Below are 23,962 nucleotides of genomic sequence, written 5' to 3'. Positions count from 1 at the left end.
GCCCGTTATCATAAACGCTGTATATATCTGTGTCTTTTGTGGTGAGCCGTATTTCTTATGAACGATTCCAAACGTTTTGCCGCCCTCCTGCCCGATCTGGCCGTCATTGAAGTTTCCGGCGCCGATGCGGCTGACTTCCTGCATGGGCAATTGACCCACGACGTTTCGGGCCTGGCGCCCGATCAGGCCCGGCTGGCGGGCTATTGCACGGCCAAGGGACGGCTGCTGGCCAGTATGGTCGTCTGGCGCCGGGCATCCGCCGAAGCCCCCGCAATACTGATGCTCGTCAAAGCCGACATCGCGGAATCCCTGATCAAGCGTTTGTCGATGTTCGTGCTAAGGGCCAAAGCCAAGCTGCGCCTGACGGACTGCGGCGTGGCAGGCATGACCCAGGCCGACGCCCCTTCCGGCATGCCGGGGCCGGCTTCGCCATGGACCGTCGCCCACGACGAGGCAGGCACATGGATTGCCGCCCCCAGCGCCGACCCCGATATGCGGCGATGGTGGCGGGTCACGCATGAATCCGCTAAGGATTCATGCGGACTCGACGGCGATTCCGCCTCCTGGCGGGCGGGCGATATCGCGGCCGGCCTGCCCTGGATACAGTCGGCCACGCAAGACCTATTCATTCCCCAGACCTTGAACCTGGACCTGATCGACGGGGTCAGCTTCACCAAGGGATGTTACCCGGGCCAGGAAGTGGTGGCGCGCAGCCATTACCGGGGAACGGTGAAACGGCGCATGGCCGGCGGCCTGATCGCTTCCGGCCGCGACTTGAACGCGGAAACGCTGGCCGCGACGGATACCTTCGATGCCTTGCGGCCCGACAATCCCTGCGGACGCATCGTCAATGCCGCCGCGGATCCGGCCGGCATCCGGGTGCTTATGGAGGTGCAGCTTGCCGATCTGGGCAGCGCCGATTTCAGGCTGGGGCAAGCCGACGGGCCGGCCATCGATCTTGCCGCCCTGCCCTATGAAATAGAAAGCGGCGCCTGAACCGCAGCCGCCGCTTTCGTTGCCGGCCATGCGCCAGAAGGCGAACGGCCGGCAATATTCATTTTTTATACAGATTCAGGATGCTGGAGAAATCCAGTGCGCCATTGCCCTGCGCGCTATGCAGCGAATACAGGTTGCGGGCCAGTTCGCCCAGAGGCACCGAGGCGCGCGCATTCAAGGCGGACTCCGCCGCCAGCCCCAGGTCTTTCAGCATCAGGTCCACGCCGAAGCCGCCGGCGTAATGCTTGGACGCCGGTGCCTGCTCCATGACGCCGGGCCAGGGGTTGTATAGCTCGGTCGCCCAGTTGCGGCCCGAGCTCTTGGCGATGATGTCCGACAAGACCTTTGGGTCGAGCCCATTGGCAACACCCAGAGCCAGGGCCTCCGAGGTGCCGGCCATCAGTATGCCCAACAGCATGTTGTTGCAGATCTTGGCGACCTGCCCCGCGCCGGCTTCGCCGGCGTGAAAGATATTCTTGCCCATCTTTTCCAGGTAGGGCCGCGCCGCATCGAGGTCGGCCTCCTGGCCGCCCACGATGAACGTCAGCGTGCCGGCCACCGCGCCGCCCGTGCCGCCCGATACCGGCGCATCGATCATGCGCACCCCTTTGTCTTTTGCCGCTTGCGCAACCTTGCGGGCCGATTCCGGAGCAATGGTGCTGCACTCCAGGACCAAGGTGCCGGCGGCTATGTGGTTCAGCAAGCCGGATTCGCCCAGATACAGGCCTTCCACATGCTTGCTGGCCGGCAGCATCGACACCACCGCGTCGGCCCCCTTGACCGCGTCCTGGGCCGACGGCGCCGCCGTGGCGCCGGCATCGACTGCCGTCTTGACGGCGGCGGGAAGCAGATCGAACACGGTCAGTTGGTGGCCAGCCTTCAACAGATTCAAGGCCATGGGCCCGCCCATGTGGCCCAGGCCTATAAATGCAATGCGACTCATTTTTTTGTCTCCTGTCTTTTTGATGGCAATGAATAATTCTCTACGCCTGGCCCAGGTCCGCCAACGGATGGGGAACCGTGTCCGGCCAGGGCGGCTGGAAGAAACGCTGCACCCAGGCATCGTCGGCTTGCCGCAAGGTGGCGGGATTCCACTTGGGCTGCCTGTCCTTGTCGATAAGCAAGGCGCGTATCCCCTCCTGCAAATCGCCCTGTACGCCGCATTGCAGCGAAACGATATATTCGATCCGGAACACATCCGCCAGGGCAAGCAGGCGAACCCTACGCAGCAAGGTAAACCCAAGGCGCGCCGATCCGGGCGAGCCGGCCCGGAAAGTGGCCGCCGCCCGCTTCAGCCAGGGGTCTTCATGGTCGGCCAGCGCAAGGACATTGGCGCATATTGCATCGAAATCATTGCCATCGCAGGCACGCCGAATCAAGGCATGGTGCTTTTGCAGCGGTCCCGGCGAAGCCGGCTCTGTTGTTTGAAGATCCAGAAGCAGGCGGCGCAGCGCGCTATCGTTATCCCGCCTATCGTCAGACCAGGATGAACCCTTGATACGGGCCACCAGGGCCTCCCATTGGCTCGAATCCAGCGTGTAATCGGCCAAGCCCAGCAACTGACAGTCGCTGGCCCCCAATTGGGCGCCGGTGAGCGCCAGGAACAAGCCTATGCCCCCCGCCAGCCGCGACAGCATCCAGGTGCCGCCCACATCGGGAAAGAGGCCGATGGATATCTCGGGCATGGCGAACCGGGTGGTTTCGCTGACTACGCGATGACTGGCGCCCATCATCAGGCCCACCCCGCCGCCCATGACGATGCCGCTGCCCCAGCACAGCATGGGCTTGGGATAGGTATGTATTTGATAGTCCAGGCTATATTCGGCAGCGAAGAATTCACGCGCATAGCGATTGTTCCAGGCATCGCCGCCGGTATTCTCGCGCATGGCCTTATGCATGCTGTGCAGGTCGCCGCCGGCGCAAAAAGCCTTTTCGCCGGCGCCGTTCAGGATCACCACGGCGATACCGGGGTCGTCGGCCCATAACCGCAACTGCCGTGCAAGCAGCGCACACATTTCCAGCGACAGGCCATTCAATGTTTGAGGACTGTTTAACGTCGCCACCCCGGCCTTCATGCCGTTGGCGGTATCCAGCTCCTGGAACAACACCGGGGAATTCATCGGATATCGGCCCCTTTCTCGAGTAGCTGGCGCGCCACGATGACGCGCATGATTTCATTGGTGCCCTCAAGGATCTGATGGACGCGGGTGTCGCGCACCAGGCGCTCAAGAGGATAGTCCTTGAGGTAGCCGTAGCCGCCATGGATCTGCTGACCGTCCAGGCAGGCCTGGAAGCAAAGGTCGGTGGCCAGCCGCTTGGCCATGGCGCAGTAAGAAGACGCCTGAGGGTCGTTTTCATCGAGCTTGGCGGCCGCCAGCCTGACCATCTGGCGCGACGCCACGATATGCGTCAGCATGTCCACCAGCTTGAACTGCAAGGCCTGGAAGCTTGCCAGAGCCTGCCCGAACTGCCGGCGTTCCCCCATATAGCGCCTGGCCGCCTCGTAGGCGCCCTGGGCCGCGCCCACCGAGCAGGTGGCGATGTTGATGCGGCCGCCGTCCAGGCCTTTCATGGCGAATTTGAAGCCTTCTCCTTCGGTGCCCAGCAGGTTCTCCGCCGGGATCTCGACATTGTCGAAGGTGATGGGCCGGGTGGACTGGCTGTTCCAGCCCATCTTGTCTTCTTTGCGCCCATACGTAATGCCCGGCGTGTCGGCCGGCACCACGAAAGCGGAAATGCCCTTGGCCCCCGCCGCACCGGTTCGCGCCATGACGACCAGCACATCGGTATCGCCCGCGCCTGAAATGAAAGCCTTGGCCCCATTCAGGATGTAGGACGCCCCGCGTTTTTCAGCGCGGGTGGACAATGACGCGGCGTCCGAGCCGGCGCCCGGCTCGGTAAGGCAATACGAAGCCAGCTTTTCGCCAGCCGCCAATACGGGGCCCCAGGCCTGTTTCACCGATTCCGTGGCCCAGGAACCTATCATCCAGGTGGCCATATTGTGTATGGTCAGGAAAGCCGTGGTGGAAGGGTCGTAGGCCGCCATCTCTTCGAAGACCAGGGTGGCATCCAGGCGCGGCAAGCCCAATCCGCCGATCGATTCCGGCGCATAAATGGCGCAGAAGCCCAGTTCGCCGGCGCGGGCAAAGGCCTCGCGCGGGAAAATGCTTTCCGCGTCCCAGCGGGCCGCATTGGGTTCCAGTTCGCCCACGGCAAAGTCGCGCGCGGCTTGGGCAAATGCCTGTTGTTCGTCGCTAAGACGGAAATCCATGATGCAGTCTCCTTCATTGCGGTCGTCATCGAGCCGATGCGCTCCGCATTATCCGTTGTAGCGCCCACCATAGCGCTTTACCGAGTTTTTTTTTGTCATATGCACGACAATCGACGGCTACTCCCCGTCGTTCAGCAGGCCCGCGGCCAGCTTGGCCTTGCGGCGCCTGGGCCGGTTCTTGGGTTTGGTCATGAAAGCTTGCCTGTGCAGCGCGCGGCGGCGGCGCGATTCCATGGGATCGAACACCAAAGGCCGGTAGATCTCCACGCGGTCGCCGTCGGCCAGGACATGGTCCAAAGGGTTTTCCTGCCCATACACCCCAACCTTCAGCTCGTCGTAAGGATAGTTCGGAAAAAGCCGGGCGAACTGACTGGCTTGCAGCGCTTGCCCTATCGTCGATTCCGCCGGCACGCGAAGGTCCGCCTGCCACACCGTGTCCGGCTCCGCGTAAACCACCTGGATCGCGATGGTGTCAGTCACCATATTTTGCCTGGGCGCGCTGCGTGAACGAATCGATGAAACTGGTGGCTATCCGGTTGAATATGGGGCCCACCACCGCTTCGAGCGCGCGGCTGGAAAAGGCGTATTCCATGGTGTAGACCACCTTGCAGGCATCCACCGCCAGTTCCTGGAATTCCCACTTGCCGGTCAGCTCTGAAAACGGGCCGTCGACCAAATGGAAGGTGATCATGCCCGGATAATCGTGCTCGTTGCGGGTGGTGAAGGTTTGCTTGATGCCGGCAATGCTGATGGTGATGGACGCTTCCATTCCGCGCTCGTCATGCCTGTGCACCACGGCTCCGCCGCACCACGGCATGAAATCGGGATAGCTGGCCACATCGGCGACAAGATCGAACATTTGCGCGCGGCTGTGCGGGACCAGGACAGAACGTTGTACTTTATGCATCGAAAGGAGTTAATGGATAGAATGTATTGATTTTACAGTCTACAACCACATTGATTCATGAGCATTGTCGATAACCGCAAAGCAACGCACGATTACTTCATCGAAGACCGCTATGAAGCGGGCCTCGTGCTCGAAGGCTGGGAAGTAAAAGCCATACGGGCCGGGCACGTGCAGTTGAAGGAAAGCTACGTTATCGTACGCGATGGCGAAATATGGATCATCGGGATGCACATCAGCCCGCTGCCCACCGCATCCACCCACATTCATCCCAATGCCACACGCACACGCAAGCTGCTGCTCAAGGCCGAAGAGATCAGCAAGCTGATCGGCAAGGTCGAACAGCGCGGCTATACCCTGGTGCCGCTGAACCTGCATTACAAAAACGGCCGCGTCAAGCTGGATTTCGGCCTGGGTCGGGGCAAGAAGCTGCACGACAAGCGCGATACCGCGCGCGACAAGGACTGGCAGCGCGAAAAAGAGCGTGTCATGAAGCACGACACGCGCAACAAAAACTAGCCCAGGATCAGGCCTTCCAGTTCGAGCAGCGCGAACTTGCGTTCCAGGCCGCCGGTATAGCCATTCAGCCGGCCGGCGCTGGACAGGACGCGATGGCAGGGAACAATCAGGGTGATGGGGTTGCGCCCCACAGCCGTTCCCACCGGGCGCCCGTGCCCTGCCGTCAGCCCGGCCGCCAGCGCGACGTCGCCGTACGAGACATATTCGCCATAAGGTATGGCCAGCAAGGCCTTCCAGACTTTTTTCTGAAAAGCCGTGCCCTCCAGATGCAAAGGCACTGAAAATGTCCGTCGCCGGCCGGCAAAGTATTCGCCCAGCTCGCCATGGGTCTGTTCGAAGACGTCCGCAGCGGCCGAAGGGGTGGCCTCCTGCATTAGAGACAAAGGGCCTAGGCGCAAGGCCTCAGTGTGACCAGCTTTGCCATCGGCGTCGCCGAACAGATCAAGTTCATCCTGCCGCCGGCGCACGCGGATATCCTTGATGGGGGCGCCGCCCATCAGGCCCGCCGTGGGATCGGCCTTGGGCGAAGGTTGCGGCAGGCCCTGCAAGGCGGGGCAGTCTTTCTGCCCCACGAAATACAGGCCGGTCAAGTGGGCGCCGTCGGAACAGAGCAGAATCCGCCCCAAGGGCGAAGCCATCTGGGCATGGAAGGTCATAGGCAAATCCGTAACGGCCCCGCCAGACGGCGGAGCTAAAATCTCATTCTAGAGCCTGCCATCTCTGAAAGGGAAGCCGCAAGGCCGGCTATCGGCCACTCCTAATGCAGCTTGACGCGCGGCGCGCCCCGCTTCGTCAGCAGGCGTCCCAGCGCCAGGGAGCCGGTGCGTAGCGGCCCCAGCACCGCCAGGTGATGCATAAGATGCAGGCTCATATACATCAAACGAGCCAGCAGGCCTTCCACAAACCAGTTCTTGCCCGACAGCACGCCCATCAGGCTGCCCACGCCGCGGCTATGGCCCACCGACACCAGGGAACCATAGTCGCGGAAACGAAATGTGCGCTCTCCGGCATCGGCGCCGCCCCTGATGCGCTTTGCCATCGCCGCCAACAGAAAATCGGCCTGCTGGTGCGCCACCTGGGCGCGGGCCGGCAAGGCCTGCTGCGCCTCGGATCCATGCCAGGGCGCCTGCGCGCAATCGCCCATGGCATATATATCGGGATCGCTTGTGCGCAGGCCGGCATCGACCACAACCTGATTGATGCGATTGACCTCCAGGCCCAGGTTCTTCAGGAACCCCGGCGCTTCAATGCCCGCCGCCCATACGCATAGGTCGACCGGATACTGCCTGCCCTCGCTGTCGATCAGGACATCCTGCCGGACCTCGGAGATGCGCACGGACGTCTTCACCACCACGCCCCGATCAAGCAGCAGCTGCTGCGCCGCCGCCGACATCTTTTCGGGCAAGGCGGACAGTATCCGGCCGCTGCCTTCCAGCAGGGTAATGCGGATGTCGGTGCCGGGCTGCAGCTTGTTCAAGCCATAGAACGCCGCGTCGGCGCAGGCCTCCAGCAATTCCGCGGCCAGTTCCACGCCTGTCGCGCCGCCGCCGACGATGCCGATATCCAGCACATAGCCGGGCTCCGCCAACTTCCGGCGATCGGCCGTCACCAACTGATGCAGCAAACGCTGCCGGAAGCGCTCGGCCTCCTCGGTGGAATCCAGGGCGATGGCGAATTCAGCCGCGCCCGGCGTGCTGAAGAAATTGGACTTGCTGCCCACCGCCAATACCAATGTATCGTAGCGTATCGAGCGGGCCGGGAAGATTTCTTCCCGCGTGCCGGGGGAGCACACCGGCTTCAGGAACAACTGATTCTGTTGACGGTCCATCGACTCGAGTTCGCCGAAAATGAAGGTGAATCCGCAATCCTTGGCCAGCATGAAGTACGACAGCCCTTCGCGGTGGATATCCAGGGTGCCGGCGGCGACCTCGTGCAGCGAGGGCTTCCAGATATGGCCGTCGGCCTTGTCCACCAGCCAGACATGATTGGGGCCGAACTTGCGCCCCAGCTTGGCGGCCAGCTCCAGGCCTCCGGCGCCGCCGCCAACAATGACTACCCTGTGGGCGTCGATATCCGTCATGGTCCTCTCCTTGCTATGGCCTTAAGGGTTCCGCGCCGCTATATGGGCCGAGACTGGCAACGCCGGCCGGCCCGGATACATGAATATCACAGACACCCGGCAAACAGGGAAACTTTTTGCTACATAGCCGCCGATGCCCGGGAGGCGCCGGCCGTCCAACCGCCGCCCAATGCCTTGTACAGGGCGATCTCGCTGCTTAGCTGGGCAAGGCGGTCCTGCACCAGTTGCTGCTGGGAATTGAACAGTAGCCGCTGAGCGTCCAGCACATTCAGGTAGCTGTCCACCCCTTCCTGATAACGCTGGTCGGCCAATTGATAGTACTCGGCAGTGTTGCTGACCAGATCGCGCTGGGCGGCTAGCTGCTTTCCGTAAGTGCCGCGCGCGGCAAGGCTGTCCGATACTTCCTGGAAGGCCGTTTGTATCGCCTGTTCATACTGCGCGATGCGTATGTCCTTCTGGATTTCGGCGTAATCCAGGTTGGCTCCAAGCCGGCCGGCCTGGAAAATAGGCAGCGTGATGCTCGGCATGAAGCTCCATGAACCCGATCCGCCCTCGAACAGGCCGGACATTTCGGCGCTGGCCGTGCCAGCCCCCGCCGTCAGCCGGATGCTGGGGAAGAAGGCTGCGCGCGCCGCGCCAATACTGGCGTTGGCGCCGATCAATCGATGCTCGGCCGCAAGCAGGTCAGGCCTGCGCTGCAAGAGATCGGACGGCAAGCCCGCCGGCACATCGGCCAGCACCGGGCCGTGAATATCCAGCGCAGGCGGCAAATTTTCCGGCAAGGCGCCTCCCACCAGCAGCCGCAATGCATTCACGTCAGTGGCGATCTGCCGGGTGTAGCGCTGCAACTGCGCCCTGGCTTCGTCCACAGCCGTCCTGGATTGCCGGACTTCCATGGCCGACGCAATGCCCACATCGAAACTGCTTTGCACCAAGGACAGGGTGTGTTCGTATGCCTTTAGCGTATCGCGTGTCAGGCCCAGCAACGCCCGGTCGGCCTGCAACAGTAAATAGGCATCGGCCACGCTTGCCACCAGGCTGATGTGCGCGCTGCGCCGCGCCTCTTCAGTGGCCAGATAGGTTTCCAGCGCCTGGCGATTCAGGCTGCGCACACGGCCGAAGAAATCAAGCTCGTACGACGTGGACAGCCCCACATCGTACTGGCTGCCGATGTCCGCCGCACCGGTGGGCGACAGGTCGGACGGCAGGCGCTGGCGAGCGCCATTGCCCACCGCATCGACCGACGGAAACAGATCCGAGCGCTGTATGCGGTACTGCGCCCGATAGGCTTCCACATTCAGCGCGGCAACGCGCAGATCGCGATTGTTGTCCAATGCCGCCCCGATCAGCCGCCGCAGGGCCGGATCCTTGAAGAAGGTTTCCCAACCGATATCGGCGGCGCTGCCGGCCAAGGTATCCGCCGCGTAAGCCTCGCCCTGAGGCCATGCAGCGTCAATGGGCGCCTTTGGCCGCTCATAGCGAGGGGCCAAAGCACACCCCTGCAGGATCAGGGTCAGCAGCACACCCGCGCCCAGAGTTCTTGTAGTCAACGTCATGATCAGATTCCTTGTTCCGCGCTTTCATTCAATGGCGCCGCCGGCGCCTGGTTTTGCCGGCGAAAGCTCAGCTTGGCCACCACCACATAGAACAGAGGGATGAAGAACACGGCCAGCACGGTGGCGGTTATCATGCCGCCGACCACGCCGGTGGCAATGGCGTGCTGGCTGCCCTGCCCCGCGCCGCTGGCCAACGCCATCGGCAAGACGCCAAAGGTAAAAGCCAGCGACGTCATCACGATGGGCCGCAGGCGCAGCCTGGCCGCCTCAAGCGCCGCTTCGACCAGGGTCCTGCCCTCTTTCTCGTAGAGCAGCTTGGCAAACTCGACAATAAGAATGGCGTTCTTGGCCGACAGGCCTATGGTCGTCAGCAGGCCGATCTGAAAGAACACGTCGTTGGACAGGCCGCGCAGCAAGGTGGCCACGACCGATCCAATCACCCCCAGCGGCACCCCAAGCATCACGGCGGCGGGTACCGACCAGCTTTCGTACAGCGCAGCCAGGCTCAGGAAGACGATCAACACCGTCAGGGCATACAGCATGGGCGCCTGCGAGCCGGTTTGCCGCTCCTCGTAGGAGGTGCCGTTATAGGCCACGTTGATGCCGTCGGGCAGCTGGGCTGCGATCTCTTCCACCGCCAGCATGGCTTCGCCGCTGGTATAGCCCGCCGCGGGCTGGCCCATGATCTGCATGGCGGGCACGCCATTGAAGCGCTGCAGCTTGGGGGAACCATAGATCCACTCGCCGCTGGCAAAGGCCGAGAACGGCACCATTTCGCCCTGGGCATTGCGCACATACCATTTGCCGAAGTCTTCCGGCGCCAGGCGCGAATCCATATTGCCTTGTAGGTAGACGCGCTTTACCCGCCCGCGATCGATGAAGTCGTTGACATACATCGAGCCCCAGGCCGTGGACATGGTCTCGTTGATGTCGGCCAGATTGACCTGCAGCGCACGCGCCTTCTCGTCATCGATCAGCACGCGGTATTGCGGCTCGTCATCCAGTCCGTTGGGCCTCACCATGAACAGCCGCGGATCCTGGCCGGCAAGGGCCAGGAATTGATTACGCGCCGCCATCAACTCGTCGTGGGTCAAGCCGCCTTGGTTCTGCAGGTAGAAATCGAATCCTGTGGCGTTACCCATTTCAGGAATGGCCGGCGGAACGAATGCAAACACCGTCGCATCCTTGATCCGGGCAAAGCGGGCGCTGGCGCGCTGCGCCAGGCTGAATGCATCGGCCCCGTCCGCGCCGCGCTCTTCCCAGGGTTTGAGCAGCACGAAGGCCATGCCCGAGTTCTGGCCGCGTCCGGCGAAGTTGAAGCCGCCAAGGCTCATCACCGACTGGACGATGCCGCCCTCTTCCTGCAACAGATACTCATTGATCTCGTCCAGCACGGCTTGGGTGCGCTCGGCGCTGGAGTTGACCGGCAACTGCACCTGTACGAACACCGAGCCCTGATCCTCTTCGGGAAGAAAGGAGGTGGGCAGGCGCGTGAACAATAAGGCCAGGCCGCCGACGATGAGCAGGAAGATCAGCATATAGCGCCCACGGCGGCGCAGCATGCCGGCCACGCCGCGCTCATAGCGCGCCGTGCCGCGATCGAACATGCGGTTGAACCAGCCGAAGAAACCTTTCTTGTCCTGATGGTCTACGTCGCCGGGCCTGAGCATGGTGGCGCACAAGGCGGGCGTGAACACCAGAGCCACGATGACCGACAGTGTCATGGCCGACACGATGGTGATGGCGAACTGCTTGTAGATGATGCCCGCCGAACCGCCAAAAAACGCCATGGGCACAAACACGGCGGACAGCACCACCCCTATTCCCACCAGGGCGCCCTGTATTTGCCCCATGGATTTGCGTGTGGCCTCGCGGGCGCCGATCTTTTCCTCGGCCATGACCCGCTCGACGTTCTCGACCACCACAATCGCATCGTCCACCAGCAGGCCGATGGCCAGCACCATGGCGTACATGGTCAGGATATTGATGGTGAAGCCGAAGGCCGACAATATCCCGAAGGTGCCCAGTATCACCACCGGCACCGCCATGGTCGGTATCAGCGTCGCCCGCAAGTTCTGCAGGAACAGATACATCACCAGGAAAACCAGCACTATCGCCTCGATCAGCGTGTGCACCACCGAGTTGATGGAGGTCTCGACCATGGGCGAGGTGTCGTAGGGGTAGACCACCTTCACGCCTTCGGGCAGATAGGGTTCCAGCTTGCTGATGACGCCGCGCACGTTCTCGACCGCGTCAAGCAGATTCCCGCCCGTGGCCAGGCGCAGCGCCATTCCCGAAGCCGGCATTCCGTTGTACTCGCCCGCAATGGAGAAGTTTTCGCTTCCCAAGCCTACTTCGGCTACGTCTTTGATGCGTACCTGCGAACCATCCGGATTCATTTTCAACAGGATGTTTTCAAACTGTTCCGGAGTCTGCAGGCGAGTCTTGCCGATTACCGTGGCGGTCAGCTGCACGCCCTGGTTGGCCGGCAGGCCGCCCAACTGACCGGACGATACCTGGACGTTCTGCGTGCGTATCGCATTGGCGACGTCGCCGGGGGTCAGTTGGAAGCTGTTCAGCTTCTCCGGATCGAGCCAGATGCGCATGGCGTATTGCGAACCGAACAGCATGAAGTCGCCCACCCCGCTGGCGCGGGATATCGGATCCTGCAGATTGGTGGCTATGTAATCGGCCAGGTCGGCCTGGCTCATGCGGCGGCTTTCATCCACCAACGCCACGACCTGCATAAAGTTGATCTGGTATTTGGCGACGCGCACGCCCTGGCGCTGCACCTCTTCCGGCAGCAAGGGCGTGGCAAGCTGCAACTTGTTCTGCACCTGTACTTGGGCGATGTCGGGGTCCGTGCCTTGCTCGAAGGTCACGATGACGCTCATGCTGCCGTCGGAGTTGCTCTCGGACGACATATAGCGCAAGCCATCCAGGCCGTTCATCTGCTGCTCTATCACCTGCACCACGGTGTCCTGCACCGTTTGGGCCGATGCGCCCGGATAGGTCACGGAGATGGAGATGGCGGGCGCGGCGATATTGGGATACTGGTTGACGGGCATGCCCACCACGGCCAAGGCGCCGGCCAGCATGGTCACAATGGCCAGGACCCAGGCAAAAATCGGGCGGTCGATGAAAAAGTTGGACATTGACAGACCGCCTTTAGTTGTTGAGAGCGATTTGCTCGGCGGTGCCGGCGGCATCGGGACTGGCTGTGGCGGCGCCGGCGGGGCCGGAGTCAAAATCATCTACCACGGCCACATTGCCTGCCTCGCGGGCGACAACTTCGGTGCTGCCGCGCAGGCGTTGCAAGCCTTCGGTAACCACCCGATCCCCGCTCTTCAGGCCGCTGCCGACCAGCCACTGATTGCCCACAGTGCGCTCCGTCTTCACCATGCGGCGCTCCGCCTTGTTCTGGTCATCCACCACCCAAACGCTGGCCTGCCCCATCGGATCGCGCTGAACGGCCTGCTGAGGCACCAGAATGGCGTTGTTGCGCACACCTTCGCCAAGCTTGGCCTTCACGAACATGCCCGGCAGCAGGCGGCCATCCGGATTCGAAAACTCGGCCCGCAAAGTCACAGAACCGGTGCTTTGGTCGACCGTGACTTCCGAGAACTTCAGGGAGCCGGCAAGGGGATAGCGGCTGCCGTCCTCAAGCTCAAGCGTGACCTTGGCCTGATCCTCTCCGCTGCGTTCCAGCCTTCCGCTGGCCATTTCGTTCTGCAGGCGAAGGACTTCCGACACGGGTTGGGTCACGTCGACGAAGATGGGATCCAGTTGCTGCACGGTTGCCAGTGCCTGAGGCTGGCTTTGAGTCACCAGGGCGCCCTCTGTCACGGCGGATCGCCCGATACGGCCCGATATGGGAGAAAGTACTTTTGTGTAGACCAGATTGATGCGGGCCAGCTCCGCCTGGGCCTGGGCCTGCTTCCAATTGGAATAGGCATCGTCGTACTGCTGCTTGCTGATCGCGCTGGTTTTCTGCAAGCGCTCGTAGCGCTTGGCCAGCCGCTCGGCAGCGACCAGATTGGATTTGGCCCGGTTGTACTCGGCCTTATAGATCGCATCGTCGATCTGATACAGCTGCTGCCCTTTCTTGACCTCGGCGCCTTCCTTGAACATTCGTTTCTGGATGATCCCGTTCACCTGCGGGCGCAGTTCAGCGACGCGATACGCCGCCGTGCGCCCAGGCAGGTCAGTGGTCAGCGTCAGGGCCTGCTCCCTAAGGGTATACACCCCGACTTCAGGCGCGGCCGCCGCACTAGGGGCCTGTGTGGATTGGCCGCAGCCGGCCATGGCGACGGCGGCGGCCAGCAGGACGGCTGCCTTTGCCAGGGAAAATCGAGGAGTAGGATGCATTTCTAGCCTATTTATAACTGTACGGTACGGTCAGTTTACACTTGACAAAAAAACCGTGTCAAGCAAAACTGTACGGATCGGTTCAGATACGTGAGGCCATAATGAGAACGAAAAGCGAAGCCCGAAGAGACGCCATACTTGGCGTCGCCTTGGAAGTATTTCGCGAAGTGGGTTTCGACGCCGCTTCCATGTCGCAGATATCGGCGCGCGTGGGCGGGTCGAAGGCAACGCTGTATAACTACTTCACCTCCAAAGAGGAACTTCTTCTGGAGGCCATGCTTGATTCGGCCCACAAGCACGCCCGGGACGTCATGCAGCTATTGCAGATCCAGGGCGACCTGCCCTCGCAACTGCATCGCTTCGTCGCCTCGCTGCTGAAATTGATCGATGCGGACGAAACGATACAGGTGCTGCGCGTGGCCATTTCCGTAGGGGGCACGACCGATATAGGCCGGCGCTTTTATGAGCTCGGCACTCACGAAGTATGGCTGACCATCGGCGATGTCCTGCGCGAGGAAATCGACAAGGGAACACTCGCGAAAGCCGATCCCGACATGATGGCGACGCACCTGCGCTGCTTGTGCGAAGCCGAGCTTATACGCAACCTGCTGGGCGCGCGCGAGCCCGCCAGCGACCAGGAAATCGGCCGCAAGGCGCAGTGCATCGTGGATGTGTTCCTTAAGGTCTACGGCAAACCGGCCTAGCCGACGGGCGGCCGGAAAACCAGCTACGACCTAAATGGGGCAGGCCTTTGCTTGCGTCCGGCGAAAAGGTTCCCCCGGAAACGCACATGGGGCGCCAACAAGTGGCGCCCCATGTGTTTTACAGCCCGCCGGGACTACTTGGCCAGGCGCTGCCAGGTATCGACCACTGTATCCGGATTGAGCGACATGGACAGGATGCCCTCGTCGCGCAGCCAGTTGGCCAGGTCGGGATGGTCGCTGGGGCCTTGGCCGCAGATGCCCACGTACTTGCCCGCCTTGAGGCAGGCCTGTATGGCCCTGCGCAGCATGAATTGCACGGCCTCGTCGCGCTCGTCGAAATCGGCCGCCAGCAATTCCATGCCCGAATCGCGATCCAGGCCCAACGTCAGCTGGGTCATGTCGTTCGAGCCGATGGAGAAGCCGTCGAAATGCTCCAGGAACTGATCGGCCAGGATGGCGTTGGAAGGAACCTCGCACATCATGATCAGGCGCAAGCCGTTATCGCCGCGCGCCAGACCGTGCCTGGCAAGAAGGTCGACGACCTTCTTGGCCTGGGTGGTGGTCCGCACGAACGGCACCATGATCTCGACGTTGGTCAGGCCCATTTCGTCGCGAACTTTCTTCAATGCCTCGCATTCCATGCGGAAGCATTCTTCGAATTCCTCGGATATGTAGCGCGACGCCCCGCGGAAACCCAGCATGGGGTTTTCCTCTTCGGGCTCGTAGCGCGAACCGCCCACCAGCTTGCGGTATTCGTTGGACTTGAAGTCGGACAGGCGCACGATTACGGGCTTGGGATAGAAGGCGGCGGCCAGAGTGCCCACGCCTTCTGCCAGCTTCTCGACGAAAAAGGCGCGCGGGCTGGCATAGCCGCGGGCGGCGGACTCGACAGCCTGCTTGAGTTCGCCATCGACGTTCGGGTAGTCGAGCACGGCCTTGGGGTGGACATTGATGTTGTTGTTGATGATGAATTCAAGGCGGGCCAGGCCGACGCCATGATTGGGAATCTGCGAAAAGTCGAAGGCCAATTGCGGATTGCCCACGTTCATCATGATCTTCAGTCCGATCTCGGGCATTTCGCCCCAGCGAACCTCTTCGATTTCGGTCTCGATCAGACCGTCGTAGATGCGCCCTTCGTCGCCTTCGGCGCACGATACGGTGACTTCCCGGCCATTGCCAAGGACATCGGTGGCGTTGGCGCAACCGACCACGGCGGGAATGCCCAGCTCGCGCGCGATGATGGCGGCGTGGCAAGTGCGCCCGCCACGGTTGGTGACGATGGCCGAAGCCAGTTTCATGACCGGTTCCCAGTTGGGGTCGGTCATGTCGGTCACCAGAATGTCGCCTGCCTTGACCTGGTCCATTTCGGATATATCGGCCACGACGCGCACCTTGCCCGAGCCGATCTTCTGGCCGATGGCGCGGCCGGTGATCAGGACTTCGCCGGTCGCCTTCAGGCGATAGCGCTCTTGTACATCGTTGAGCCCGCGCTGGGATTTGACGGTTTCAGGGCGGGCCTGAAGGATGTAGATCTTGCCGTCCAGGCCGTCGCGGCCCCATTCGATGTCCATGGGACGCTGGTAGTGCTTTTCGATGATGACGGCATAGCGCGCCAGCTCGATGACTTCCTCGTCGGTCAGCGAATAGCGATTGCGTTCGGAAACCGGCACATCGACGGTGCGCACGGCGTGGCCTGAAACACGCTCGGCATCGAACTCCATCTTGATGAGCTTGGAACCGATGCGGCGGCTGATGATGGGATAGTGTCCCGAGGCCAGCGTGGGCTTGAACACATAGAATTCGTCGGGATTGACCGCGCCCTGCACAACGGTTTCGCCCAATCCGTAGGACGAGGTAATGAATACGACATCGTCAAAACCGGATTCGGTATCCAGGGTGAACATCACGCCGGCGCTGCCGCGATCGGAACGCACCATGCGCTGTATGCCCGCCGACAAGGCGACATCCGCATGCGCATAGCCTTTATGGACACGATAGGAGATGGCGCGGTCGTTGTACAGCGACGCGAATACGTGGCGGATTTTTTCCAGGACGTCGTCGATTCCGACCACGTTGAGAAAGGTTTCCTGCTGGCCGGCAAAGGAGGCATCGGGAAGGTCTTCGGCGGTCGCGGACGAGCGCACGGCGAACGAGCCCTTTCCGTCGGCATCGAGCTCGGCGAATGCGGACTTGATGGCGTTTTCGAATTCGGCCGGGAACGGCGTTTCGATGATCCATTGACGGATTTCCGCGCCGGCGGTCGCCAGTTCGCGCACGTCTTCGGAGTCGAGGGTTTCCAGCCTGTCGGCTATACGCTTGTCGAGTTGGGTGGATTTCAGGAAATCGCGAAATGCGTCGGCCGTGGTCGCGAAACCGCCGGGAACCCGGACTCCGGCCCCTGCCAACTGACTGATCATTTCACCTAGCGATGCGTTTTTACCCCCTACCGAGTCGACGTCCGTCATGCGGAGCTGCTCGAAAGACACTACATAAGACATAAAGTCACCTTTAACTATATAAAAGAAAGCGTGTTTGCTTAATGCGCCAGGTCCGCCTGCCTTGTGGGCGGGGAAAGTAGCGGTGTACTAAGCAAACCAGCCTTGCTTGCTGGTACGGTGACTGTTAACCTTTGCGATTGTACAGTTTCTGATGCCTTCTGCACTCAATTTATTCCATGCCCGCCACCCTTATCGAACGCACAGTTTTCGTCGTCTCCGACAGCACCGGCATTACCGCCGAAACGTTCAGCAATTCGGTGCTGTCCCAGTTCGAGCAGGTCAAGTTCCAGGCCATACGCATTCCGTTTCTGGACAGCATAGAGAAAGCCACAGCGGCAGCGCTGCGGATCAACCAATGCGCCCAGGAGCAGAACGAGCCGCCGCTGGTATTCAGCACGCTGGTCAATCCCGATATCGCGCAAAAGATACGGGATGCCAATTGCACGTTCCTGGATTTGTTCGGCACTTTTGTGCAGCATATCGAGACGGCGCTGGGCTTGAAGTCCAGCCACTCGGTGGGCCGTTCGCACATGGGCGGCTTATCCAAGCAGTACAACAATCGTATCGAGGCGATCAATTTCAGCCTGGCCCACGACGATGGGCAGTTCGTGCACGGACTGGAGCAGGCGGATGTGATCCTGGTGGGCGTGTCGCGCTGCGGCAAGACGCCGACCAGTCTTTATCTGGCGATGCAGTACGCAGTGAAGGCGGCCAATTTCCCTTTGATTCCGGAAGATTTCGATCGAGGTTCGCTGCCGGCAACGCTGGCGCCGTACCGGAAGAAGCTGTTCGGCCTGTCGATACAGCCGGGGCGCCTGGCCGAAGTGCGCAATGAACGGCGGCCCAATAGCCAGTATGCGTCGATCAAGCAGTGCCGGCACGAGGTGGCCGAGGCGGAGCGCCTGATGAGGATGGAAAACATCCCCTGGCTGTCGACGACGACCCGGTCGATCGAGGAGATCTCGACGAAGGTGCTGGATGCGGTGGGGCTGGATCGGCGGACTTATTGATTTGTTGGGCTGAATGGTCCTCGGATTTCATGGTTTCTTGAACGGCGCGGCTGGCAGGCCGAAGCCGTGCTCCCATCGCTGCGGCCCCTACGGGGCTACCCTTGCCCTCGCTTAGCAGCGGGGGACGGGCGCGAACTCATGATTTTTCAGCCGCCTGTGGGCTGAAAAATCATTCAGACAGCGCGCCCTCTTACGCCCCCGCCGCAAAGCAAGGGCCGCGGCTTGCTCAAAGGTCGCCCGGCCCCGGCCTGCCAGCCGCGCCTTGAGGCAATGGCATGATGAGAAGCTCACCAGAGGTTCTTGGGTGCGTAGTCAGCAACAAGATACGGCAGCTATCGACTGCGGATTCAACCGGTGGATGCAACGGTTGAATCCGCAGCCGCAAGTTGCCCGTCATGGCCAGCCCTCGACACCAGTAGATCCAATGATCGTAAAAAGGCGGGATCATGGTTCCACTCGCCAAATGCACTCATCTAAAGATGAGCAATTAAACGACATCAAGCTACTTCTATACATTCACAACTGCATATTCAGTATTCTCAGTTGAAATACTGTCAGAGATGTTTGCTACTTCGATCCGATTGCGTCCAGCCGCTTTCCCTCTGTAGAGGGCGGAATCGGCTTGTCGAAGAGCATCCTCCAGGGCGTGCGCGCCATAGAAATGGGGTGAAATTCCAATGGTGACCGTGCAGCGTAGCTGATGATCAGAACCAGCAACTTTGATCGCTTGGCCTTCAACGCCGGCACGCAGACGCTCTGCCAGGTGCACGACACCCTCGCTGTCGGTCTCCAAGCAGATAGCCACAAACTCCTCTCCGCCAATACGACTTGTCAAATCGCCACGACGCACTGTGGAGCGAAGTAAATCTGCAACCTGGCATATCACTTCATCCCCGGCTTGGTGGCCATAGGTATCGTTGATTCGCTTGAAATGGTCGACATCCATCAGCAGCAAGTAAGCAGGCGCGGCATTGCGAGCCTTGAAATACAGTTGCAGCGCTTCCGAAAGCCCTCTGCGATTGAGCAGATCCGTCATGGGATCACGCGCCGCCATATTGCGCAGATTATCTGTCAGCCGTCGCAGCACCAGCCAGACAATGGAGGGCGGCACTATGGTAGCCAGGGTTGACATGTAGATGTAGAAGATCATTTGAAAGCGGCTGGCCATGTGCAGCGCATCCAGGCCATCATCTACAATTTTCAAGAACTTTAGTGCGTTCAGAACACAAATCCCGCCAATCAGAAGCGCAAAAAAAATCATCTCTCCATGCAAGTCTTTTGCAAAGGTGCGTACACCGTAGATCACGGTTATTGTCATTGCAAAGAAAAGCATGGTCGCCGTCGCCGCAAGCATTGCGTAACGTGCGGTGGGTCCGACACTCCACTGCATCAACAGTTGCGCAACGCCGTAGACCACCGAAAACACAATCAACCAACGCCACAGTCGAACCTGACGTCCAAAAAAACGCATGGCGCCAAGCCAGTATGCGATTGGGGCAGCCAGCGTGAGGGTGTGGTTGACTACGCTCATCACGCTCCAGGCGGGGACCCCTTCGACCAGTTGCAGGATATAGGCCGACGCCAGCAGGAGGTTCCCTACGGCAAAATAGTCCATCCCCATCCTGTTGCCAGGCAGCCGTCGACTGATAAGCAGAAACATGCCTGAAAAGCACAAGAGATGTGCACACAGCATGCCGACGAGAATGGATGCAACCATAATATGGACGTTCAAAGGGGAAGCAGAATTGCAGCGTCGTAGTCAACGATGCATCAACTGCGAAAACCATAGCCTGGCCAATTGCGATTTCTCGCTTGGTCGAGATCGCACTTTATCTCAAAGCGGCACGCGCCACAGCGGAAAAACGTGAGGCACCCGGATCGCCCCGGCTAGTGGCACATTTCCACGGTGCAGCCTGCGAGGTGGCGGGGGTGGGCTTTGCTCCTCGTGACCGGTTCGGCGCCTGCGCGCCGAACATCGCATTGCCTTGCTCGTCCGCACGTGCGTGCTTCCTTCGCCTACGGCTCGCTCGGCCCCGAAAGTCGCCGCAGCCCACCCCAGCCACCTCGCAGGCGTCAATAGAAAACGCAAACACGGCGGAAACAAAAACCACCGTTCAGGAAACCGGTGATCCATGCTGCCGCCGCTGCTCGAACAGGCAAACCCCCGCCGCCACACCCACATTCAGCGATTCCACATTTTCCGCCTGTGGAATGAACACGCGCATGTCCGCAGTGAGCAACAGATCCGCATCCACGCCCTGCCCTTCATTTCCCAACACCCAGGCGCAATCCCGTGGCAGCGCGGCTTCGTACAACGACCCTGCATCCTCCAGAGCCGTCGCCACCAAAGGCACCGCAAGCAAGCTGCGGGCGGCCTTCAGATCCACCCGCTCGTATATTGTCATCACGAAATGCGCGCCCTGCGCGCTGCGCAGCACCTTGGCCGACCAGGCCGCCGCGCAGCCCTCGGACAAATAGGCCTGGCTTATGCCCGCCGCCGCCGCCGTGCGCAGCAAGGTGCCCACATTCCCCGGATCCTGGATACGGTCCAGCCACAGGCAATTGCGGTCGATCCGCGCGGGCAAGCTTGGCGAGGGAACCGGCACGACGAAATACACGCCCTGCCCATGCTCCACCTGCGACAGGCCCTTGGCCAGCCGCGGATCGCAACTCAGGCATATGGATGGGTCCAGCGCAAAGGCCAGATCCCTCAGCTCCGCATGCGTCTCTAGCTTGTCGGCATCGAACAAGGCCAGCTCGGGCGGTCCCGCGTAGCGCAGCCAGGCCTGGCAAAGATGAGCCCCCTCTAGCACGACGCGATGCGTGGCATCCGCCGCCTCCGTGTCGCGCTTGCCGCCGGCAAGCCGCAGGGCGCGCTTGTACAAAGGGTTGTCCCGTGAAGAAATGTGTTTCATCCAACGCTTCCGGTTCGGCGGGAAATTCCGCGAAATAAGCAGATATCAGGCGACCAGCAAGCGCCTGACCGGCGCGAAGCTGCGCCGATGCGCCGGACAAGGGCCGTAAGACTCCAGGCGCTGCAAGTGCAGGACCGTGCCATAGCCCTTGTGCTGGTCGAAGGCGTAATCGGGATAGACTTCGTGCAGCAACCGGCAATCGGCGTCGCGCGCCGTCTTCGCAAGGATGGATGCCGCCGAAATGGAAGCCACCAGCGCGTCGCCGCCGACGATGGCTTCGGTCAGGCAGGCAAGCCCTTTGGGCAGGCAATTGCCGTCGATCAGCGCCTTGCCCGGCTGTACGGTCAGGCCCTCGCAGGCCCTGCGCATGGCCAGCATGGTGGCCTGCAGGATATTCAGGTTGTCGATCTCCTGCACGCTGGCGCTGGCCACGCACCATGCCACAGCCTGCTCGCGGATGATCAGGGCCAGCTCTTCCCGGCGCGCCGCCGTCAGCTTCTTGGAGTCGTCCAGCCCGTCAATGGCGCGGGCGGGGTCCAGGATGACCGCCGCGGCGAATACCGGGCCGGCCAAGGGGCCGCGTCCCGCCTCGTCGATTCCCGCCACATGCATGCCCGGCGTCTGGATGCCGGCGAACAGATCAGGCTGACGCATGGCCGGCCTGCTCGATAATGGCGCGCGCGGCCAGGGCCGGCGTATCGCGCCATAAGGATTGATGAATGTCGGTGAAGCTTGCGGCCACCCGCTGGGCGTAATCCGCATCGGTCAGCGCCTTCCATGTCGCCTCGGCCAAGGCCTGGGGCGTGGCGTCATCCTGCAGCAATTCGGGCACGACGAAGTCGCGCGCCAGTACATTGGGCAGGCCCACCCACGGAACGTAGGGCCGGGCCTGGCCGGATTTCCATTCCATCATGCGCTTCATCATGGGCGAAAGTACATATGAAATCACCATGGGACGCTTGAACAAGGCCGCTTCAAGGGTTGCCGTGCCGCTGGCCACCAGGACCGCATCGGCCGCTTCCATGACGTTCCAGGCGGCTGGACGCGCCTGAAAAGCGATATCTTGCGCCGACAGCGCCAAGTCCGGCGAAGCGCCGACGGCGGCCCGCATGCCGGAGGAACCGGCGGATCCCTGGTCAATGATACGGCAATTGGGAACCGGATACTGCTCCAGCAGGGCCTGAAACTCGCGGCGGCGGTCCGCGTTGACCATGGGTACCAGTATCTGTAGATCGGGATCCTGTTTCAGCAAGATCTGTGCGGCTTGCAGGAAGCGCGGCGCCAGCAGCTTGATTTCGGAAGCGCGGCTGCCCGGCATCAGGGCCAGCACGCGCGCACCCTCGTCCACGCCCAGATAGCGGCGGGCGGCGGCCTTGTCCGGCTCCATGGGAATGACTTCGGCCAGGGGATGGCCCACATAGGTGACCGGCACGCCCTCTTTCCGGTAGATTTCCTCTTCGAAGGGAAACAGCACCAGCATGTGCGAGACGGCTTCGCGTATCTTGTGTATGCGCTCATAGCGCCAGGCCCAGATGGAGGGCCCTACGAAATGCACGGTGGGTACGCCCGCCTGCTTCAGCTGGTGCTCCAGGCGCAGATTGAAATCGGGCGCGTCGATGCCCACGAATACGTCCGGCTTGTCGGCCAGCCAACGCTTCTTGACATCGAAATAGGTGGCCATCAGGCTGGGCAGGCGCTTGAAGGCGTCCACATAACCGAAAACGGTCAAGGCATTCATGGAATGCCAGGCATCGAAGCCTTGGCCCTCCATGGCCGGCCCGCCTATGCCCTGGCACAGGCTATCCGGCTGATTCGCACTTATGCCCCGCATGACCCTGGCGGCCAGCAGATCGCCCGAGGGCTCACCCGCCACCATGCCTACGCGCAAAGTCATGAGCGCGCGATGCCCCGTGTCGAGGCGGCCAGGAAATCGATCATCACTTGCAATGCGTCGTGTTCGGCGGGCCTGTCCTGCTGAAGGGCGCGAATCTGCTCGCAGGCTTCTTCGACTTTCAGATTACGGCGATAAAGCAGCTTGTAGGCTTCCTTCAGCGCGGCCACGGCTTCGGGGGTGTAGCCGCGCCGGCTCAGGCCTTCCGAATTGATGCCGACGGGACGGAAGGGATCGCCCGCGCCGATAAGGTAGGGAGGAATGTCCTGGCGCACAGCGCTGGTGCCGCCTATCATGGCGTGCGCGCCTATGCGCACGAACTGATGCACGGCGGTCAGGCCGCCCAATATGGCCCAGTCGCCGATATGGATGTGGCCGGCCAATTGCACGCTATTGGCAATGACGGTGTGGCTGCCTATCTGGCAGTCATGCGCGATATGCACATACGCCATGATCCAGTTGTCGTCGCCCAGCCGGGTAATGCCCACGTCCTGTGCGGTGCCGGTGTTGATCGTGACATACTCGCGCACCGTATTGCCATCGCCGATTTCAAGCTTCGTGGGCTCGCCGTTGTACTTTTTGTCTTGCGGCATGCCGCCGATGGAGCAGAAGCGATAAAAAGTGTTGTTGGCGCCAATGCTGGTGTGGCCGTCGATGACGCAATGCGGGCCGACCACCGAGCCGTGGCCGATCGAGACATGCTCGCCGATGATGCTGTAGGGGCCTATGCTGACGTCATCGGCTATTTTTGCGCCGGCGGCGACGATGGCAGTAGGATGAATCAAACTGGCCATTGCTACTCTTCCAATACGCGTATCGCACACATGATTTTTGCCTCGGCCGCCACTTGGCCGTCTACCGTGGCCTGGGCCGTGTACTTGCAAATCGAGCGGCTGATGCGGTCGGCCGTGACTTCCAGGCGCAACTGATCGCCCGGCACGACGGGCCGTCGAAAGCGCGCGCCGTCGACGCCAACCAGGTAGTAGGCGATTTTCTTGTCGGCCGGGTTCACACCGCTGTCGTCCTCGAAGGAGAACAAGGCGGCCGCCTGAGCCAGGGCTTCAATGATCAGCACCCCCGGCATGACCGGATGATGCGGAAAATGGCCTGTGAAAAAGGGCTCGTTCATCGACACATTCTTGATGGCCACGATGCTCTTGCCCGGAACCATTTCAAGCACACGATCGACCAGAAGCATCGGGTAGCGATGCGGCAAGCGATCCATGATCTGTTTTATGTCGAGTTCCATC

21 protein-coding genes are annotated in these 23,962 nt (G+C 61.4%); 4 read left to right on the top strand and 17 right to left on the bottom strand.

The annotated features are described in order from the left end of the window. The first annotated feature begins 57 nt into the window (after positions 1-57). Complete coding sequence (ygfZ, locus tag V0R37_RS07720) at positions 58-996, top strand: CAF17-like 4Fe-4S cluster assembly/insertion protein YgfZ (protein ID WP_420373975.1); 939 nt, start codon at positions 58-60, stop codon at positions 994-996. Between the two features lie 58 nt (positions 997-1,054). Here the strand turns inward: ygfZ and mmsB are convergent, their stop codons facing one another. From mmsB to V0R37_RS07695, 5 genes are all read right to left on the bottom strand, one after another. After that, entirely contained in the window at positions 1,055-1,939 is an 885-nt protein-coding gene (mmsB, locus tag V0R37_RS07715; RefSeq protein ID WP_420373974.1) for a 3-hydroxyisobutyrate dehydrogenase, read from the bottom strand. 40 nt (positions 1,940-1,979) lie between these two features. Continuing rightward, positions 1,980-3,116, bottom strand: a complete 1,137-nt coding sequence (locus tag V0R37_RS07710) for an enoyl-CoA hydratase/isomerase family protein (RefSeq protein WP_420373973.1) — start codon at positions 3,114-3,116, stop codon at positions 1,980-1,982. Continuing rightward, a complete protein-coding gene (locus tag V0R37_RS07705) occupies positions 3,113-4,267 on the bottom strand; it encodes an acyl-CoA dehydrogenase family protein (RefSeq protein ID WP_420373972.1) in 1,155 nt (384 codons plus the stop codon). The genes V0R37_RS07710 and V0R37_RS07705 overlap by 4 nt, the downstream gene beginning before the upstream one ends. A 117-nt stretch (positions 4,268-4,384) precedes the next feature. Further along, the gene (locus V0R37_RS07700; RefSeq protein ID WP_420373971.1) at positions 4,385-4,750 is read right to left on the bottom strand and encodes an RnfH family protein; all 366 of its coding nucleotides are present in this window, start codon (positions 4,748-4,750) and stop codon (positions 4,385-4,387) included. After that, complete coding sequence (locus V0R37_RS07695; protein ID WP_420373970.1) at positions 4,740-5,174, bottom strand: type II toxin-antitoxin system RatA family toxin; 435 nt, start codon at positions 5,172-5,174, stop codon at positions 4,740-4,742. The genes V0R37_RS07700 and V0R37_RS07695 overlap by 11 nt, the downstream gene beginning before the upstream one ends. Positions 5,175-5,231: 57 nt before the next feature. On the opposite strand from V0R37_RS07695, the gene smpB reads away from it, so the two are divergent. Continuing rightward, positions 5,232-5,690, top strand: coding sequence for an SsrA-binding protein SmpB (gene smpB / locus V0R37_RS07690; RefSeq protein WP_420373969.1), 459 nt, complete (start codon positions 5,232-5,234; stop codon positions 5,688-5,690). On the opposite strand, the gene V0R37_RS07685 is transcribed toward smpB, so the two are convergent. The 5 genes from V0R37_RS07685 to V0R37_RS07665 form a co-directional block, all read right to left on the bottom strand. Beyond that, positions 5,687-6,346 carry a methylated-DNA--[protein]-cysteine S-methyltransferase gene (locus V0R37_RS07685; RefSeq protein WP_420373968.1) on the bottom strand — a complete coding sequence of 220 codons (660 nt, stop codon included), beginning with the start codon at positions 6,344-6,346 and terminating at the stop codon, positions 5,687-5,689. The genes smpB and V0R37_RS07685 overlap by 4 nt on opposite strands. A gap of 101 nt (positions 6,347-6,447) precedes the next feature. Continuing rightward, positions 6,448-7,770, bottom strand: coding sequence for an NAD(P)/FAD-dependent oxidoreductase (locus tag V0R37_RS07680; protein WP_420373967.1), 1,323 nt, complete (start codon positions 7,768-7,770; stop codon positions 6,448-6,450). 119 nt (positions 7,771-7,889) lie between these two features. Then, on the bottom strand, positions 7,890-9,326 hold the full coding sequence (gene adeC / locus V0R37_RS07675) for an AdeC/AdeK/OprM family multidrug efflux complex outer membrane factor (RefSeq protein WP_420373966.1): 1,437 nt from the start codon (positions 9,324-9,326) through the stop codon (positions 7,890-7,892). Positions 9,327-9,328: 2 nt separating this feature from the next. After that, positions 9,329-12,481 (bottom strand): efflux RND transporter permease subunit, encoded by a 3,153-nt coding sequence (locus V0R37_RS07670; RefSeq protein ID WP_420373965.1) that lies wholly within the window; start codon positions 12,479-12,481, stop codon positions 9,329-9,331. Between the two features lie 13 nt (positions 12,482-12,494). Continuing rightward, entirely contained in the window at positions 12,495-13,694 is a 1,200-nt protein-coding gene (locus V0R37_RS07665) for an efflux RND transporter periplasmic adaptor subunit (protein WP_420373964.1), read from the bottom strand. A 101-nt stretch (positions 13,695-13,795) separates the two neighbouring features. On the opposite strand from V0R37_RS07665, the gene V0R37_RS07660 reads away from it, so the two are divergent. Next, a complete protein-coding gene (locus tag V0R37_RS07660) occupies positions 13,796-14,398 on the top strand; it encodes a TetR/AcrR family transcriptional regulator (protein WP_420373963.1) in 603 nt (200 codons plus the stop codon). A 134-nt stretch (positions 14,399-14,532) separates the two neighbouring features. Here V0R37_RS07660 and ppsA read toward each other — a convergent pair whose 3' ends face one another. Continuing rightward, positions 14,533-16,896 carry a phosphoenolpyruvate synthase gene (gene ppsA, locus V0R37_RS07655; RefSeq protein ID WP_420373962.1) on the bottom strand — a complete coding sequence of 788 codons (2,364 nt, stop codon included), beginning with the start codon at positions 16,894-16,896 and terminating at the stop codon, positions 14,533-14,535. Positions 16,897-17,072: 176 nt separating this feature from the next. On the opposite strand from ppsA, the gene ppsR reads away from it, so the two are divergent. Beyond that, a complete protein-coding gene (gene ppsR, locus V0R37_RS07650) occupies positions 17,073-17,906 on the top strand; it encodes a posphoenolpyruvate synthetase regulatory kinase/phosphorylase PpsR (RefSeq protein WP_420373961.1) in 834 nt (277 codons plus the stop codon). Positions 17,907-18,414: 508 nt separating this feature from the next. Here ppsR and V0R37_RS07645 read toward each other — a convergent pair. The 6 genes from V0R37_RS07645 to fabZ all read right to left on the bottom strand — a co-directional run bounded on the left by V0R37_RS07645 (position 18,415) and on the right by fabZ (position 23,961). Further along, positions 18,415-19,623 carry a GGDEF domain-containing protein gene (locus V0R37_RS07645; RefSeq protein WP_420373960.1) on the bottom strand — a complete coding sequence of 403 codons (1,209 nt, stop codon included), beginning with the start codon at positions 19,621-19,623 and terminating at the stop codon, positions 18,415-18,417. 397 nt (positions 19,624-20,020) lie between these two features. After that, positions 20,021-20,821 (bottom strand): TrmH family RNA methyltransferase, encoded by an 801-nt coding sequence (locus V0R37_RS07640; protein WP_420373959.1) that lies wholly within the window; start codon positions 20,819-20,821, stop codon positions 20,021-20,023. Between the two features lie 45 nt (positions 20,822-20,866). Beyond that, positions 20,867-21,475: a ribonuclease HII gene (rnhB, locus tag V0R37_RS07635; RefSeq protein WP_420373958.1), complete on the bottom strand. Its 609-nt coding sequence runs from the start codon at positions 21,473-21,475 to the stop codon at positions 20,867-20,869. Beyond that, a complete protein-coding gene (gene lpxB, locus V0R37_RS07630; protein ID WP_420373957.1) occupies positions 21,462-22,715 on the bottom strand; it encodes a lipid-A-disaccharide synthase in 1,254 nt (417 codons plus the stop codon). Before lpxB ends, rnhB begins: the two co-directional genes overlap by 14 nt. After that, positions 22,712-23,506, bottom strand: a complete 795-nt coding sequence (gene lpxA, locus V0R37_RS07625; protein WP_420373956.1) for an acyl-ACP--UDP-N-acetylglucosamine O-acyltransferase — start codon at positions 23,504-23,506, stop codon at positions 22,712-22,714. Before lpxA ends, lpxB begins: the two co-directional genes overlap by 4 nt. Before the next feature lie 2 nt (positions 23,507-23,508). Beyond that, positions 23,509-23,961 carry a 3-hydroxyacyl-ACP dehydratase FabZ gene (fabZ, locus tag V0R37_RS07620; protein WP_420373955.1) on the bottom strand — a complete coding sequence of 151 codons (453 nt, stop codon included), beginning with the start codon at positions 23,959-23,961 and terminating at the stop codon, positions 23,509-23,511. Between the last annotated feature and the right edge of the window lies 1 nt (position 23,962).

The organism is Pollutimonas rozaliensis, from assembly GCF_048751585.1.
Taxonomy (GTDB): domain Bacteria; phylum Pseudomonadota; class Gammaproteobacteria; order Burkholderiales; family Burkholderiaceae_B.
The sequence above is the reverse complement of the archived record's forward strand: the minus strand, read 5'-3'. Positions and strand labels throughout refer to the sequence as shown.